Raw genomic sequence first — 15,613 nt, forward strand, 5'->3', positions numbered from 1 at the left:
TTCGGGTGGAGGGAGACAGGGTGGCCGTGGATGGCACCGGCTTTCTCGACGGCCTGCGCGTCGTCGAACTAGCCGACGAACTCGGGGAGTACTGCGGCGGCGTGCTCGCCCGGCTCGGCGCCGAGGTGATCAAGGTGGAGCCGCCGGGCGGCGAGGTGACCCGCGGTTACGGGCCGTTCTACCGCGACGTCGCCCATCTGGATAGGAGCCTGCACTTCTGGCACTACAACCTCGCCAAGAAGTCGGTGGTGCTCGACTTGGACGACGGCCCTGGCCAAGCGGATTTCCGGCGCCTCGTCGCCAATGCGGACGTGCTCATCGATACCCGGTCGCGGCACTACCTCGCCGACCGGGGCCTGGGTGGCGACCAGCTGCGAACGGAGAACCCCGCCCTCATCTACACCCGGCTGTCGCCGTTCGGTGACGCCGGGCCATGGGCCGACCTGCGGGGCAGCGACCTGGTGCACCTGGCCCTCGGCGGGGTGATGATGAACTGCGGCTACAGCCCCGATCCGGCGGGCTACTACGACACACCGCCGATCGCCCCGCAGATGTGGCAGTCGTACCACATCGCCGGCGAGGTCACGGTGATCGCGATCCTGGGCGCGCTGGCGTACCGGGATCGCCGCGGGGTCGGGCAGCAGGTCAGCACCTCGGTGCACGAGGCGGTCAGCAAGTGCACCGAGACCGACCTGCCGAGCTGGGTCTACCTACGCCGGACCCATCGACGCCAGACCTGCCGGCACAGCCTGCCCGGCCCGGGAGTCTCGGTACCGTCCCTGGCGATGACCAAGGACGGGCGGTGGCTCATGCCGTACGCCACCTACCTGCCCGGCGTCAACGACGGCTGGGACGGGCTGTTGGAGTTGTTGGGACGCCACGGCATGGCCGACGACCTGGCCCAGCCGGCCTTCGCCGATGCGGGCTTCCGTCTGAGTGAACCGGGCCGGCGTCAGACCTACGCCGCCGTGAGCGCGCTGGCGGCCCGGCTGAAGTCAGACCGGGAGCTGTGGCGGGACGCTCAGCAGCAGGGTCTGCCCTGGGCGCCGCTGCGGACGCCGGAGGAGAACCTGGCCGATCCGCACTGGGACGACCGCGAAACCTTTGTCGACGTGCACCATCCGGAGCTCGGTCAGACGTTCCGCTATGTCGGCCGTCGCTGGGTCGCCCCGGGCGTGAGCTGGCGGCTCACCCCCCGCCCGCCGCTGCTCGGCGAGCACACCGCCGAGGTGCTCGCGGCGACGCCACCCGTACCGACGCGGCCGGTGCGTACGGGCGCGGCCGCGGCCGACGGTCCCGTGGCCAGCGATGACCCGGCCGAACCACTCAGCCCACACGGCAAGCCGTTCGCGCTGCACGGGGTGCGCGTGGTCGACCTGGGCTGGCTGCTGGCCAGTGCCGGCGCGGGCCGGTTTCTGGCCGCGCTCGGGGCCGAGGTCATCAAGGTCGAGCATCTGTCCAGATTGGACATCATGCGCTACGGAGCCGGGATGGCCCCGGCAGGCGGTCGCGCGGCGCGCGAGGCCGCCACCGGCGAGATCCCACCGGCTCCGGCGGACAGCCCGAACCGCTGTGGCGCCTTCATGGAGATCAACGCCGGCAAGCGAGGGATCAGCCTGAACCTCAAACACGAGCAGGGCAAGGAGTTGCTGCGCCGATTGATCGCCGACGCCGACGTGCTCATCGAGGGGTACTCGCCGGGGACGCTGGAGCGGATGGGGTTCGGCTACGACGTGCTGCGCGCCCTCAACCCGCGCCTGGTCTACGTCCAGCAGTCCGGCCTGGGTCAGGCTGGACGCTACGGCCGACTGCGGAGCTTCGGCCCGACCGCGCAGGCGTTCAGCGGCCTCAGCGAGATGTCCGGCCTCCCCGCACCGTACCCGCCGGCCGGCATCGGATACTCCTACCTCGACTGGTTCGGCGCCTACAACGTCGCGATCGCCGCCCTGGCCGGTTTGCAACGGCGCGAACGTACCGGCGAGGGTTGCCACATCGACTCGTCGCAGACAGAGATCGGTCTGTACCTGACCGGCACGGCAGTGCTCGACTACAGCGCGAACGGGCGCCCGTGGAGCAGGGTCGGCAACCGCTCGCCCGGCAAGCCGGCCGCACCGTGTGGCACCTACCCGGTCCGCGGCGAGGACCGATGGCTGGCTCTGAGCTGCTTTGACGAAGACCAGTGGACGGCGCTCGTCCGCTTGCTCGGCACACCTGAATGGGCCGAGCAACCGCGGTTCCGGACCCTCGCGACCCGGCTGACCGTGCAGGACGAACTGGACGAGCTGATCGCGGCGCAAACACGCCACTGGGACGGCACCGAACTGATGGCCGCGCTCCAGTCCGCCGGGGTGCCGGCCGGCGTCTGCCAGACCGCGGAGGACCGCTGCGACAACGATCCGCAGCTGCGTCACGACGGCTGGCTGGTCGAGCTGCCGCAGTCCGAGATCGGTACCTGGCCGGTCCGGGAGATGCCGTTCCGGCTCAGCGAGACACCCCCTTTCATTGGCGGCCCCACCGGCCGGTCCGGGCCCAACTACGGCGAGGACACCCGGTGGCTGCTGCGGGAGCGGCTCGGCTGCGACGATGCCGAGATCGACCAGCTGTACGCCGACGGGGTGGTGTGAGCACGATGGGCACCGGTGCGACGATGCGGGCCGCCGCAGCGGTGATCGGCGTGGGGGAGTCGGCCTACTACCGGCACGGGCGGTCGCCGGTCGACGAGTTCTCGCTGTGTCTGGACGCCGTGCGAGCGGCCTGCGGGGACGCGGGCATTCGGCCGGCGGACCTGGACGGGTTCGTCAGTTTCTCCGACGACCGCAACAGCTCGGTCCGGCTGGCGACGTCGCTCGGCGTGCGGGAGCTGCGGTGGTCCACCATGCAGTGGGGTGGCGGCGGGGGAGGCTCGGCCGGCGCGGTCCAGCAGGCCGCCGCCGCTGTCCACTGTGGATTCGCCGACTGTGTCGTGGTGTACCGCGGGATCACGCAGGGCCGGCACGGCCGGTACAGCCAGGGCGCCGCGACCCGTCGCTGGAGTTCCCATTTCGTGCCCTACGGGCACCTCACCGCGGCCAACTTCTTCGCCCTCAACGCCACCCGGTTCTTCCACGAGACCGGCATCGATCCCGGCGTGCAACGATCCGTCGTGCTCGCCTCGTACGCACACGCGCAACGCAACCCCCGCGCGGTGATGCACGGGCGTCCACTCACCGCCCAGGCGTACGACGACAGCCGGTGGATTGTCGAGCCGTTTCATCTGTACGACTGCTGCCAGGAGTCCGACGGCGCGGCCGCGTTGATCATCGTGAGCGCCGACCGGGCCCGGGCGACCCGGCCCGACCCGGTGTACCTGCTCGGCTGCGTCCAGGGGGCCGGACATCGGGGCGGCGGGGTGATCGACGGCGTCTTCGACTCGGAGACGCTCGGCACGGCCGAGTTCCGCACGGTCGCGCCGCGGCTCTATGCCATGGCCGGCGTCACACCCGCCGATATCGACGTGGTGCAGGGCTACGAGAACTTCGCCGCCGGGGTGGTGATGGCGCTGATCGAGCACGGGTTCTGCGAACCGGACCAGGCCAACGAGTTCTTCGTGCCGGAGACGTTCCTCGCCCCCGGTGGCCGGCTGCCCCTCAACACCAGCGGCGGCAACCTCGCCGAGGGCTACCTGCATGGCATGGGCCATCACATCGAGGCCGTACGGCAGTTGCGGGGCACATCTGTGAACCAGGTGCCGGACGCCCAGCTGTCGCTGGTGTTCGCCGGGCCGATGGTCACGCCCACCAGCAGCGCCATTTACGGCAGCGAGGCGACCCTGTGAGCACGTCCTACCTGCCAGCTGGACTGCCCGCCCCACAGCCGTTCCCAGACGGGCTGGACCGGCCGTTCTGGGACGGGCTGCGCCGCGAAGAGTTGGTCATCCAGCGCTGTCAGGACTGTCAGCGGTTCCAGTGGCTGCCGGAGTGGTTGTGCCACCGCTGCCACAGCACACGACTGGAGTTTGCGCCCGTCGCGCCGCACGGCAGGGTGTACTCCTGGTACCGCGCCTGGAACCATCCCCATCCGGCTCTGGCCGGGGTGAGCGCCTATCTGGTGGTTCTGGTGGCGCTGGCCGAGGCGCCCGGGGTGCGGCTGATCGGGAATTTGCTCGGTGACCCGATGCGCGATCCCACCATCGGCACCGCAGTCGTCGGTGCTTTCGAGCATCAGTCCGAGCATTCGTTGCTACAGTGGCGGATCCACGATGGTCCGTCCAGAAAGGACGGACCCCATGACGAAGACTGATTCGGCCGTCGGGATTGTCACTGGCGCCGCATCGGGCATCGGACGGGCCACCGTGCTGCGGCTCGCGGCCGAGGGATACCGCGTCGCATTGGTCGACATCGACCGGCCGGGCCTGGTTGCGACGCTGGACCGCATCGGCGCCGACCCGGCACAGCTGTTCGAGACCGACCTGCGTGATCCGGATGCCGCCGATGCCGTAGTTGGCGACATCGAGACCAGGCTCGGGCCACCGACACTGCTGGTGAACGTGGCGGGTGTCGCGGTGGCCGCCAACGTGCCCGACACCAATGACAGCGACTGGCATCGTGTGCTTGACGTGAATCTCACCGCGCCGTTCCGGTTGACCCGCGCCGTGTTGCCGGGCATGGTGGCGCGCGGCGGCGGTGTCATCGTCAATGTGGCCTCGGTCGCCGCGATGGTGGGTATCGCCAACCGGGCGGCCTACTGCGCCTCCAAGGCCGGCCTGGTGGGCCTGACCCGCGCGGTCGCCGCCGACCATGCAGCCGACGGCATCCGGTGTGTGGCCATCTGCCCCGGCACCGTGGAGACCGAATGGATCAGCAAGATCCTGGCGAACGCGGACGATCCGGAGGAGAAGCGCCGCGAGATGCAGCGCCGGCAGCTCGACAACCGGATGGGTACGCCCGAGGAGGTGGCCGCGGCGATCGCGTTTGTCGCCGGGGCGGATGGCCGCTTCGTCAACGGGTCGGCGCTCGTCATCGACGGCGGCATGACCGCCGTCTGAGCCGGCGGTCGCCAAGATCCCACCCGACCGGTGAGCCGGTCTGGCCCGAGCTGGCCGGACCACCTGGCCCGGGGTTTGGACAGCGTCATTGCGGCGGTGCGTCTCATGCTCTGTTTGACGCAGCACGAGGACGTGGAGTTCTCGGTCGATCGGTGGCCGGCCGGGGTGCGCGTGTGGATAGGTCCAGTGCCGTGCGATCAGTTGCCGGTGCCAGCGCAGCAGCGTGGCCGGGGTGACGAAGAACGCCGACCACTGCGGTCGGGGCAGCAGCCGCGACAGCGCCGCGAGCACCACCCGATCTTCGGGCTGCAGGTCGGGTCGGTGCACCTGCCGGCGAAGTACCGCCACCTGATGGCGTAAGACTAAGGAGTTCGACGTCTTTCGCGCCGCCGTCGCGGGCGAGTTGAGTCAGCATCTGCAGGATCTGGCGCAGGAGCAGGTACACCAGCGAAGCGGCCATGACCTCGATTGTCGCCGCTACCGACGGGCAGACTCCACACAAAACCGCACGTCACAGCCGCGAACCGAATGTACGAGCCCGACAGGATCACTCTCAGCAGGGTGATCAAGCACCGTCGATGCTTTCCCCATTTATGCCGAGCCGTGGAGACGCACCCCGGCGTGTCGCCCGCAGCCGTCCACCAAGATCACAAAAAGTGCGAAACACGAGAGGTCGGCTGAGCAGGCCGGAGAGGCGGTCCGCTGCTGATCGCGATCAGCGTCCCCGAAGCCCGCCGACTGATCGGCGCCCTGCTCTACAGCCGCTACCCGGACAACGAACACATGATCGCCTGGTCACTGTTCCGACGCCGACGCCGACGCCGACGCGGACGCCAGTGGCAAGCCCAGCAATGCCACTGGCGTCGACGAACCCAAATGCAGTGCTAGCAGCCTCGCTGCCAGGTGCCGGCGACCTGCTCGGTCTGGGTGGTGCCGTCGTGGTCGAAGTTCGCCACGACCACATTGGCGTCGGTGATTCCCTCGCTGGTGGTCATCCGGACAGTGAACTGTTCCCATGCGCTGCCGTTGCGTACCGCCACATAGGCGGTGCCGGGAGGTGTTGCCACCAGTACGCCCGAGGCGTTGACCGCGTGCCCGTAGGTTCCGGCGAACTCCCGGACCACCTGTCCCGAGATGTTCCACTCCACGACGGTCTTCTTGTCCAGGTCGTCGGTCAGGATTCGGCCGCGGTCGTACAGCCGCACGAACACCTGCCGCGCCAACGTGACCCGTGAGCCGTCCGGGTTGACGATGACTCTGGTGTTCAGCACGTAGCGGCCGGCGTCGTCGATGCCCACCGCATAGGTCGAGGAGCCGAGGCTCGTGTACTGGTCCGGCGTCGCGGCTTTCCACAGCAGGCCCTGCGACGACGGGGAGAGCGTGAACGACTGGCCGATGATGTCACCGGCGGTGTTGATCCCGGTGACGGAGATGCCCATCGTCGTCGCCGGCATGGGCAGGAGGTCGTAGGTGCCGGCCCGGTAGCGCCACGCCGTGACGCGGTTGTTGGCGCCCCACCAGACACCGGCGATCACGCCCTGGTTGTTGACGATGTCCGCACGGTTGGAGCCGCTGCCCTCGATCGGCGGCTTGGGCAGTACCTGCGGGCTGCCGTTCTGCCACACCACGGCGTCGCGGCCGCTGCCGTCCGCGCGGACCGCGTGGCCGACGACGGTCCCGGACACCGGCGCGACCCCGTTGGCGACGGCGTACGAGTACCCGGCCGGGGCGGGCAGCGCGGTGACCCGCCACGTGCACGCCGCCTGGGCCGCCGCCGCGGCCGGGGCCGCCGGCGCGGCGACAATGGTCAGAATCAATGCGATGGAGGTCAATATCCTCATGGGCCTTGAGTTTGGCCGTCGCCGCTGGAGTGCGTCAACAACCGGTTTTTTGGACCTGCCCAGTAACGTTATTTAAGGGGAGATACCGCAACAACGGCGAATTCACGGACGTTCGAAAACGCGCATTTCGCTATGTGCGGCGCCGCACCACCGGCAGCGTGCCGTTGGGCGCGGCTTCTGGCGCATTCGACGCCGCGTTGCCGGCGACCGGCAGACCGTCCAGGCTGATGCCCTTGGGCACGCCGCGGAACGGGTAGAGGGACGCGACCTTGTGCCCACCGGTTGTCATGCGACCGGCGTTCGCGCTGCCCGGCCGGCCCGAGTTCGGCGAACCGGAACCGGAGACGGCGGAACAGAATCTCCTGGGGACGATCAAAAAGGTAACGGGGGCGGTTCCTGCTCGCACCGCAGTACGACGACATGTGGCCCGACGACACGCTGCTCGTCACGGAGTGACCGACAGGCTACGGCAGGTCGAAGGCGCCCCGGAACGCGGCGATCGTCGCCTGGGCCTCGTCCGGGAGTGCCTGAGCGGCGAGCCGGACCGTGCTGATCGCGGCGAGCAGCGGGTCCGTCTCCCGGGCCGCGATCACCGCGCCGAGCGCCGAGGTCCGCGGGTCGATCCTGGGCCGCGGCCGTTCGCCGTCGCTCCAGTTGCTCACGGTGACCGTCGCCCGGTGCACGACGTCCTCCTCCCGGACCTCGAACAGCCGGGCGAACGCGGCGTTGAAGTCCCGGAACGCGGCCGGTGGCGGGGTTCCGGCGTCGAGGGCGGCGAGGCCTTCACCGACCCAGTCCTGACCGGTCAGGCCGGTCAGGCCGCAGATGTGCCGGGCCGCCCACCGCGCCATCGCCCGCTGCACGTCAGGGGTCGCGGCGTCGATCTCGTCGAGGAGGTCGCGGTCGAACCGGGCGACGGCGACCGCGTCCGGGGCGATGGCGAGCAGGCCCGGGCTGGACGGGGTGCGGCCGCACCAGTAGCGGGCCTCGTGCTCGAGGCGGGACCGCTCGTCCCGTTCGGCGGCCTCAGCCCGTCTGCGCCGGGCCTCCTCCTCGCGCGCCTTGCGGGACTTCGGCGGCGGTGACTCCCTGGCGGTGCGGTGCCAGGACGCCGCGCCGGGGCTGGTCTCCCGGACGACCCGGTCCGCGGCGGGCGGCGCCGGCCAGAACTGCACCAAGTAACGCTCCGGCGAGTCCACGGGCTCGTCGCCGGCGTCGGGGTCGAAGTTGTCCTCGTCGAAGTCGAACGCGACGCCGCAGAACCTGACCCGGTAGTTCCGGACCGGCATCGGCAGCGGATGGCTGGGCCCGTCCCACTCGGCGAGATGTACGTCGGCGGTGTCCGGCCGGTAGGAGGCCTCGACGACCTCCTCCCACATCGGGTCGAGGGGCGGTTCGGTGTCGTGCAGCTCGACCCGGACGGGGACCCGGCCGGTGTGGATGCCGGTGGTGAATGTCAGGCTGCCCGGGTAGGCGGCGCCGCACAACCCGTTCGCCTGCCCGCCCTTGCCGAGGTCGTCGCCCCAGTCGTCGCTGCTGCGGATGTAGAACAGGTGATAGTGGACCGGGACGACCTGATCCAGCAACGTCTGCACCAGCCCATTCTGACCTGCCGCGGCCGGTGCGCGGACCCCGGCCGAGGGGTTGACGGTGGTCGCTATGGTGTCCGCGTGGCAGCCGACGCCCGTACCGCACTGGGGATCGACTTCGGCACGACACCCACGGTCGCGGCCGTCACGACCGCCACCGGGACGCAGCCGCTGCTGTTCGACGCGCGCTTCCTGCTGCTGTCGGCGGTGTCCGAGACTTCGTGACGCGGCCGCTCGTCGAAACCTTGACCGGCGGCAGCTGGACGCCGAGCCGGCTGCGGCTACCGGCCAACGCAGGCTACACACAGCTCGCCGGCGTGTCCTGTGCCGGCGCGAACGCCTGCACTGCCGTCGGCTACTACACCGACATCGAACGGGTCCGTTGCGTTGCGCGTTCCCATGTCAGGCAGGCTTGAACGGTGAAGTACTCGAACCGTCGGCGTCCATCACTACCACCACGGTCGGCGTTCGCCGGGTTCCGGTTCCCGCCGGAGGTCATCATGGTCGCCGTCCGGCTCTACCTGCGGTACGACCTCTCCTACCGCGATGTCGAGGAACTCCTGATCGAGCGGGGTGTCGAGGCCGACCACGTCACCGTCTTCCGGCTACTGGCCGACGCGGCACGGTTCTGCCGGCACGCACCCGGCGGCAGGTGGATCGTCGACGAAACCTACGTCAAGGTCAACGGTGTCTGGCGGTACGTGCACCGGGCCGTCGACCAGCACGGGCAGGTCATCGACGTGCTCCTCTCCACCCGCCGCGACGCCGCGGCGGCACGCCGGTTCTTCCGCCGGGCGATGACCATCCTGAAGGCGCGACCCACCGAGGTGGTCACTGACGCGGCACCGGTGTACCCGGCCGTCCTCGATGAACTGGTTCCCTCGGCGTGGCACCACGTCGAACGGCATGCCAACAACCGGATCGAGGCCGACCACAGTCAACTCAAGCACCGGCTCAGACCGATGCGCGGGCTACAGACCGACCGGACCGCCCAGATCATCGCCGGGCACGCGTTCATGCAGAACCTGCGCCGCGGTCACTACGAACTCGGCGTCGACGCCCCGCGCGGGCTCCGCGTCGCCGCGGCGTTCACCGAACTCGCCACCCCCATCTGAAGACGGGCCGTACTCGCCCCACCGCGCCCTCCGATCTCCAAACGCAACAGCGCCGTAAGTTCCACCACCGGCGCGGCCTGGAAGCCAACGGCGGCGCGACCGTGAACGGCACGAAGCTCATTCTGTGGTCGTGCAACGGCGGTACCAACCAGCAGTGGAGCCTGCGCGGCTGAGGCCGGCGGGTCAGGAGCCGGGCGGTGGTGCCACGCGCACCACCGCCCGGACCTCGCGCAGGTGTGGCGCGACCTCCTCGTCAGGGCGCTGGTCGAGGACCAGGTGCCCGTCGGCGGCCCAGTGCGTGCGCCGCAGCGCCGTGCACCGCCCGCGCGTGGCGATCGTGGGATGCGCGTGGAAGGCGACGATCTCTAGCCCGTCCTCGTCATGGCCGAACGTGTTGTGGCCCGGCCCCCAGTGGCCGAAGTGGCCGCCGGTGCCCAGGACCGGCGCGTGGGTCCGGGTCCAGACGCCCGGGTCGAGCAGGTCGGCGCCGCCGGTCGCCTCGAGCGCGCCGGCGGCATAGGTCGGCCCGACGGCCGAGCCGGAGTAGGTCAGCACGAGGCGGTTCCCGTGGCGCACCAGGAACGGGCCCTCGGCGACGTCGTCGTCCCATCCGTACCCGGGGCCGACGAGGCGGACCGGGTCGCTGGTCAGGCACCAGGGGTCGGCCGGGTCGATCGTGGCGATCCAGAGCTCGGCGTCGCCGATGCGGTCGGTGATGTACCGCTGCGACCAGACGACATAGCGGCGCCCGGCGTCCTCGAAGCAGGTCATGTCGAGGCTGAGCCCAGGGTGTTCGGCGTCGAGCTGCAGCGGCGACCCGTCCGCCTGCCGGACCGGGCGCGGCGGCTCCCAGTCGGCGGCGACCACCGGGTCCCCGCCTTCGCGCAGCCGCATCACGTGGCACTGGACCCGTTTCCAGTCCGCCGCCCCGACGCACGGGGCGAAGAAGCAGTGCAGCCGGCCGCCGAACACGTGCAGCTCCGGGGCCCAGAAGCAGCCGGCGATCCCGGCCGCCCCGACGCCGAGGATCGCGTGGTCGGCCGCGGTGGCGAGCCCGGCGATGCTGTCGGCGGTACGGATCAGCAGGCCGGTCGTCAACACGCAGTCGCCGTCGGGGTCGTCGGTGGCGATGAGGTACCACCGCCCGCCGTAGGCGAGGACCGTTGGGTCAGCCCGGTCCACGACGAACGGGAACGGGTAAACGCGCTGGCGAACCGTGCCCGCGACGACGTACTCGCCGGGCGTGCCCCAGTCGACACCGGCCAGGCCGGCCGGGTCCCAGTCGACCGGGCGCCGGGCGGTCGAGCCGTCGTCGTACGTCAGCTCCGCCCACGGCAGGTCGCGCGCCGGCTCGCCCGCCGTGACGAGCAGCGGCGGCTCGCCCGCCGTGACGAGTAGCGGCGGCACATCGACGGCTACGTTGCGGATGCGTCCGAAGCGGTGCCGGAGCCGCTCGGCGGCCTCCTCGGTCAGCGGCAGGGCACATGCCGGGACGTCGGAGCCGGCCGGTTCCGGCACCGGGATGCCCGGCACGGCGGGCGCGCCCGGTGTCGCGGGGCCCCACGGCCCGGGCACCGTCGCCGACCGCGTGGACCAGTCCCGGCCCGCGTCGTCGCGCCACCACAGGATGTACTCGGCGCGGGCACTGTCGTACACCCCGCGCGGCCGTCGCACGCCTCCCCCGGCGGACACCGGGACGAGCCCGATCTCCTCGTAGTGGATGAGGTCGGCCGAGCGGAACATCAGGACCGAGGAGTCGGCGGCCGGCTCGGGCGAGCCGTCCCGCCGGCCGGGTGAGGCGACGACCGCGTACCCGTCGGGCGTCGCGAACACCCAGGGTTCGTGCAGCGTGCGGACCCGGCGCACGTCCAGGTGTTCGGTGGGCACCGAGCGCGGGAAGAGCACGGCGCGGCCGTCGTTGAGGCGGGTGACGGCGCCCTCGGCCGACACCAGGGTCAGGTGCAGGCCGAGGGCGAGGCGCGGCGGGTACACGTCCGGGTCGGGGTCCGGGCGTCGGGTGCCGGCCAGCAGTACCGGTGCGGCCGCCGGCAGCACGGTGACCGCAAACGCCTCCGGCTCGGCGGAGCGGCCGTCGGCGGCAGCCGGAACGACCTGGATGACGGCGGTCACGGGGTCCGCGGCCCGGCCGGCGATCCGGCCACCGGTGACGTCGACGGCGGGATGGTCGGTGACGAGCCGGACGCCGGCCCCCGTGGCGACGCCCGAACGCAGGACCGGCGGCAGGATCACGCGCCCCGCGCCACTGACGGGGTGGCCGGCACCGTCGCTCATCCCTTGAACGCTCCTTCCATGATCCCGCTGACCAGGCGCCGCCCGACGAACACGAACAGCACCAGCAGCGGCAGCGTCGCCAGGAACGAGCCCGACATGGCTAGACCGAGGTCGATGTCCCGGCTGTTCTGCAGGGCCTTGATGGCGATCTGGATGGTGTACTTGTCCGGCGACTTGAGCACGATGAACGGCCACAGGAAGTCGTTCCAGGCGGTGACGAAGCCGAACAGGCCCAGGACGAACGCCGCGGGCCGGACCAGCGGGAAGGCGACGCGCCAGAAGATCTGCCAGGTCGTCGCGCCGTCGACGCGGGCGGCCTGGAGCAGCTCGTCGCTGATGGCGTGGGCGATGTGTTGGCGCATCCAGAAGATGCCGAACGCGCTCATCAGCCCCGGCACGATCACGGCGGTCAGGGAGTCCACCCAGCCGAGCTCCGAGATGATGAGGTACTGCGGGATGACCGACAGCTGCGTGGGAACGGTCATGGTCAGCACGACGATGAGGAACAGGGTGTTGCGCCCCCGGAACGAGAGCTTGGCGAACGCGAAGCCGGCCAGCGCGCACAGCAGGGCCTGGCCGGCGCCGATGGCGGTGGCGACGACGAGGCTGTTGAGCATGGCCTGCAGGAACGGCACGATGTCGAAGACCAGCCCGGCCAGGTGCAGGAAGTTGCCGCCGGGGACCACGCGCGGCGGAAGGCTTGTCGCCGCGGCCGAGTCGGTGGTCGACACCACGAACATCCAGTAGAGCGGGAAGACGGAGCCCAGGGTCATGACGCCGAGGAGGCCGTACATCCACCACGGGACGCGGCTGACGCGCCGGTGGCGGTGCGGGCGCGGCTCGGTCGCCCCGGCCGGCTGCGGGGCGGACTGCGACGTGGTGGTCATGGGCGCTCCGAGCGGATCCGGGTGATGAGCAGGTAGTTGATCGTGGCCACGACGACGACCATGACGAACAGCGCGACCCCGATCGCCGAGCCATAGCCGAAGTGGAAGCGGCCGAAACCCTGCTCGTACAGGAACAGGGTGAGGGTCTGGCATTGCCGGGCCGCCCCGCAGGTCAGGGAGCCGGGGCTGACCAGCAGCGGCTCCGTGAAGACCTGCAGGCCGCCGATCGTGGAGGTGACCACGGTGAACACGATGATCGGCCGCAGCGAGGGGATCGTGATGTGGCGGAACTGCCGCCAGCCGCCGGCCCCGTCCACCGCGGCGGCCTCGTAGACGTCGCGCGGCACCGCCTGCAGCGCGGCGAGATAGAGCAGGGTGTTGTAGCCCGTCCAGCGCCACATCACCATCGCGGCGATCATGAGATGGCTTCCGAAGATGGAGGCGGTGAACTCGACGTGCGGGAGGCCCAGCAGCTCGAGCAGCCAGTTGAGCAGGCCGTAGTCGCGGTCGAAGAGCTGGGCGAAGACGATGGTGGTGGCCGCGACCGAGGTGATGTACGGGACCAGCACCGACATCCGGAAGAACGCCGAGGCCCGCAGCCGCGCGTGGTTGAGCACGTGCGCCACCGCGAGCGCGAGCAGCAGCTGCGGGACGGTCGACAGGACCCAGATGCTGAACGTGTTCCGCAACGCGCCCCAGAAGCGCGGATCGTCGAGCAACCGGGAGAAGTTGTCGAGCCCGACGAAGGTGTGTTCCCCGATGGGATCCCAGTCGAACAGGGCGACATAGAAGGTGAACAGCAGCGGGAACAGGCCGAAGACGGCGAAGAGCAGGAAGAAGGGGGCCACGAAGGCGTACGGCGCCAGCCGCTCCCGTACTCCCAGGTGCACGGCTCTGGTCCTGGGCGGGTCGGCCGGCGCGGTCGCCGCCTCGGTCGGTCTGAGCATGGTCGGCACAGCGATCACCCTTTCCCGGCGGGCGGCGGCCGGACGACACCGTCCACCGCCCACCGGCCCGTCCGTTCAGCCGCGGATGGCCTTCTCGACGTTCGTCATGGCGGTCGACCAGGCCTTGTCGGGCGGGACGTTCCCCTGCTCGACGCTCGTCAGGAGATTGAGGAACTCGGTGCCGATCGTGCCGTCCTCAGGTCCGATGTAGAACGGCTTGAGCCTGGTCACGGAGTCCGTGTAGATCTTGCCGATCGGGGCGCCGGAGAAGAACGGGTCGGTCTGCGCCACCAGCTTGGGGTCCGCGTAGACCGACGGCGTGGTCGGCAGCGCCCCGGTGAGCAGGAAGTGATCGAGCTGCCCGGCCGGCGACTGCGTCTCGGTGATGTACTTCCAGGCGGCCTTCGGGTTCTTCGCCCGCTTCGGGATGGCCAGGAAGCTGCCGCCCCAGTTACCGGCGTCGCCGGGGATCGCGGCCACGTCCCATTTGCCGGCCGTGCCGGGAGCGTTCGTCCGGATCGAACCGAGCATCCACGACGGCGCGGACACGACGGCGAAGTCACCCTTGCCCATGCCGGCGGTCCAGCCCGAGGAGAACGAGCCCTGCTTCGCGCTGATGTTGGCCGCGATTGCCTTGAGCGTGACGTCGAACGCCGTCTTCACCTGCGGGTTCGTCTTGTAGGAGACCTTGTGGTCGGCGTTGTCGTAGTAGCGCTCGTTGCCCTGGTTGATGGCCTGGAAGTAGACGCTCGTCGGCGCGTTGTCCAGGAACGCCTTGCCGGTCGCCTGCACGTACCGCTGGCCGACCCCGATGAACGCGTCCCAGGTGGGCCAGAGCTTCGAGACCTCGTCCCGGTCGGTCGGCAGGCCCGCCGCCTTGAACAGGTCGGTCCGGTAGGCGACGGCCAGGCCGCCCACATCCGTCGGGATGCCGATGATCTTGCCGTCCCTGGCGGTCGACTGGCTGATGACCCAGTCGAGGTAGTCGCCCTTCATCTTGTCGGCCCCCAACGTGTTGAGGTCGACGAAGTTGTCCACGGACGACATGAACTTGGGCAGGTCATCGCCCTGGATCAGCACAAGGTCGGGCACCTTGCCGCCGGCGAGGGCGGCGGTGAGCGCCTGTGCGGTCTCGCTCGTGCTGCCGACCTCCGTCAGCTTGATGCTCGTCTCCGGGTGCGCCTTGGTGTAGCGGTCGACGTCGGCCTTCTGGTTGATGCCCGTGAAGGACCAGAACTCGAAGGTGTTCGACCCGGACGATGCGGATCCGTCATCGGACCCGCCGGAACAGGCCTGGCTGAACAGGAGTGCGGCGGCGAGGACGAGCGTTGCGGCAATGCGGCGACTCACGTGACTCCTCCGATCGGTCGGACCCGCGCAAACGTAGGTCGCATGATGTCAATCGCCAATATCGGTACATTCCTATATTCGATGGATCGGGTCGCGCATGTACCTTTCCTGCCCCGCGCGGCCGCGGACGGTGGATGTAAGGCGTTGTCGCTGCTGCGAGGCGTCGATCGGGTGGCTCGCGCGGGCGTAGGCGACCATCGACATGATGCCGGTGGAGTCGCTGCCGCCGTTACGTCGCAGGGCCGCCGGCGTCGACACGTCGAAGCGGTCGCCGCTGCGCGTCGCCTCGGGCAGCACGATGATGAAGCCGTACCGGTCGGCCGCGGTGACGTAGTCATGGTCGTTACCGTTGAAGATGCCGCCGGTGGCCGTTCGACCACCGGCGACATGGCGGGTCAGTTGAGGCTGAAGCGTTGGTTGGCCTGGCCGTTGCAGTCGTAGAGCTGGATTTGCTGGCCGTTGCCGGTGCCCCACACGTCCAGGCACCGACCGGACTGCACGCCGGAGATGGTGCCGTTGCTGTTGACGTTCCACTGCTGGTTGGCCTGGCCGTTGCAGCTGTAGATCTG

15 protein-coding genes are annotated in these 15,613 nt (G+C 70.1%); 6 read left to right on the plus strand and 9 right to left on the minus strand.

Features of this window, described 5'->3' with window-relative positions:
- Positions 1-20 precede the first annotated feature (20 nt).
- The 4 genes from AB0H83_RS46545 to AB0H83_RS46560 are packed head-to-tail and all read left to right on the plus strand — an operon-like array spanning position 21 to position 5,023.
- Positions 21-2,624, plus strand: a complete 2,604-nt coding sequence (locus AB0H83_RS46545) for a CoA transferase (protein WP_360108589.1) — start codon at positions 21-23, stop codon at positions 2,622-2,624.
- 5 nt (positions 2,625-2,629) lie between these two features.
- The gene (locus AB0H83_RS46550; protein WP_360108592.1) at positions 2,630-3,814 is read left to right on the plus strand and encodes a lipid-transfer protein; all 1,185 of its coding nucleotides are present in this window, start codon (positions 2,630-2,632) and stop codon (positions 3,812-3,814) included.
- Positions 3,811-4,278 (plus strand): zinc ribbon domain-containing protein, encoded by a 468-nt coding sequence (locus tag AB0H83_RS46555; protein ID WP_360108595.1) that lies wholly within the window; start codon positions 3,811-3,813, stop codon positions 4,276-4,278. The genes AB0H83_RS46550 and AB0H83_RS46555 overlap by 4 nt, the downstream gene beginning before the upstream one ends.
- Positions 4,265-5,023, plus strand: coding sequence for an SDR family oxidoreductase (locus AB0H83_RS46560; RefSeq protein ID WP_360108598.1), 759 nt, complete (start codon positions 4,265-4,267; stop codon positions 5,021-5,023). The genes AB0H83_RS46555 and AB0H83_RS46560 overlap by 14 nt, the downstream gene beginning before the upstream one ends.
- Positions 5,024-5,907: 884 nt before the next feature.
- Here the strand turns inward: AB0H83_RS46560 and AB0H83_RS46565 are convergent.
- The 3 genes from AB0H83_RS46565 to AB0H83_RS46575 form a co-directional block, all read right to left on the minus strand.
- Positions 5,908-6,864 (minus strand): hypothetical protein, encoded by a 957-nt coding sequence (locus AB0H83_RS46565; protein WP_360108601.1) that lies wholly within the window; start codon positions 6,862-6,864, stop codon positions 5,908-5,910.
- Between the two features lie 130 nt (positions 6,865-6,994).
- Positions 6,995-7,153 (minus strand): hypothetical protein, encoded by a 159-nt coding sequence (locus AB0H83_RS46570; RefSeq protein ID WP_360108604.1) that lies wholly within the window; start codon positions 7,151-7,153, stop codon positions 6,995-6,997.
- A gap of 175 nt (positions 7,154-7,328) precedes the next feature.
- Positions 7,329-8,459 (minus strand): hypothetical protein, encoded by a 1,131-nt coding sequence (locus tag AB0H83_RS46575; RefSeq protein ID WP_360108607.1) that lies wholly within the window; start codon positions 8,457-8,459, stop codon positions 7,329-7,331.
- Between the two features lie 75 nt (positions 8,460-8,534).
- Here AB0H83_RS46575 and AB0H83_RS46580 point away from each other — a divergent pair, with 75 nt between their 5' ends.
- Both AB0H83_RS46580 and AB0H83_RS46585 read left to right on the plus strand, forming a co-directional pair.
- Entirely contained in the window at positions 8,535-8,678 is a 144-nt protein-coding gene (locus AB0H83_RS46580; protein WP_360108610.1) for a hypothetical protein, read from the plus strand.
- A gap of 194 nt (positions 8,679-8,872) precedes the next feature.
- Positions 8,873-9,568, plus strand: coding sequence for an IS6 family transposase (locus AB0H83_RS46585; RefSeq protein ID WP_360108613.1), 696 nt, complete (start codon positions 8,873-8,875; stop codon positions 9,566-9,568).
- A 183-nt stretch (positions 9,569-9,751) separates the two neighbouring features.
- On the opposite strand, the gene AB0H83_RS46590 is transcribed toward AB0H83_RS46585, so the two are convergent.
- The 6 genes from AB0H83_RS46590 to AB0H83_RS46615 form a co-directional block, all read right to left on the minus strand.
- Positions 9,752-11,860: a family 43 glycosylhydrolase gene (locus AB0H83_RS46590; RefSeq protein WP_360108616.1), complete on the minus strand. Its 2,109-nt coding sequence runs from the start codon at positions 11,858-11,860 to the stop codon at positions 9,752-9,754.
- Complete coding sequence (locus AB0H83_RS46595; RefSeq protein WP_360108619.1) at positions 11,857-12,747, minus strand: carbohydrate ABC transporter permease; 891 nt, start codon at positions 12,745-12,747, stop codon at positions 11,857-11,859. Before AB0H83_RS46595 ends, AB0H83_RS46590 begins: the two co-directional genes overlap by 4 nt.
- Positions 12,744-13,694, minus strand: a complete 951-nt coding sequence (locus tag AB0H83_RS46600) for a sugar ABC transporter permease (protein ID WP_360108622.1) — start codon at positions 13,692-13,694, stop codon at positions 12,744-12,746. Before AB0H83_RS46600 ends, AB0H83_RS46595 begins: the two co-directional genes overlap by 4 nt.
- A 75-nt stretch (positions 13,695-13,769) precedes the next feature.
- On the minus strand, positions 13,770-15,044 hold the full coding sequence (locus AB0H83_RS46605) for an extracellular solute-binding protein (RefSeq protein ID WP_360108625.1): 1,275 nt from the start codon (positions 15,042-15,044) through the stop codon (positions 13,770-13,772).
- A 72-nt stretch (positions 15,045-15,116) separates the two neighbouring features.
- A complete protein-coding gene (locus AB0H83_RS46610; protein WP_360108628.1) occupies positions 15,117-15,341 on the minus strand; it encodes a hypothetical protein in 225 nt (74 codons plus the stop codon).
- Positions 15,342-15,439: 98 nt separating this feature from the next.
- Positions 15,440-15,613 (minus strand): ricin-type beta-trefoil lectin domain protein (locus AB0H83_RS46615; protein WP_360108631.1); only part of this gene is annotated, 174 nt, incomplete at its 5' end.

The organism is Dactylosporangium sp. NPDC050688 (assembly GCF_040654515.1).
Taxonomy (GTDB): domain Bacteria; phylum Actinomycetota; class Actinomycetes; order Mycobacteriales; family Micromonosporaceae; genus Dactylosporangium.

Excerpts from the sequence above, each read along its gene's own strand:
- AB0H83_RS46550 (WP_360108592.1), top strand. The coding sequence starts at position 2,630 with ATGGGCACCGGTGCGACGATGCGGGCCGCCGCAGCGGTGATCGGCGTG.
- AB0H83_RS46560 (WP_360108598.1), top strand. The coding sequence starts at position 4,265 with ATGACGAAGACTGATTCGGCCGTCGGGATTGTCACTGGCGCCGCATCG.
- AB0H83_RS46590 (WP_360108616.1), bottom strand. The coding sequence starts at position 11,860 with ATGAGCGACGGTGCCGGCCACCCCGTCAGTGGCGCGGGGCGCGTGATC.
- AB0H83_RS46570 (WP_360108604.1), bottom strand. The coding sequence starts at position 7,153 with ATGACAACCGGTGGGCACAAGGTCGCGTCCCTCTACCCGTTCCGCGGC.
- AB0H83_RS46595 (WP_360108619.1), bottom strand. The coding sequence starts at position 12,747 with ATGACCACCACGTCGCAGTCCGCCCCGCAGCCGGCCGGGGCGACCGAG.
- AB0H83_RS46565 (WP_360108601.1), bottom strand. The coding sequence starts at position 6,864 with ATGAGGATATTGACCTCCATCGCATTGATTCTGACCATTGTCGCCGCG.
- AB0H83_RS46600 (WP_360108622.1), bottom strand. The coding sequence starts at position 13,694 with ATGCTCAGACCGACCGAGGCGGCGACCGCGCCGGCCGACCCGCCCAGG.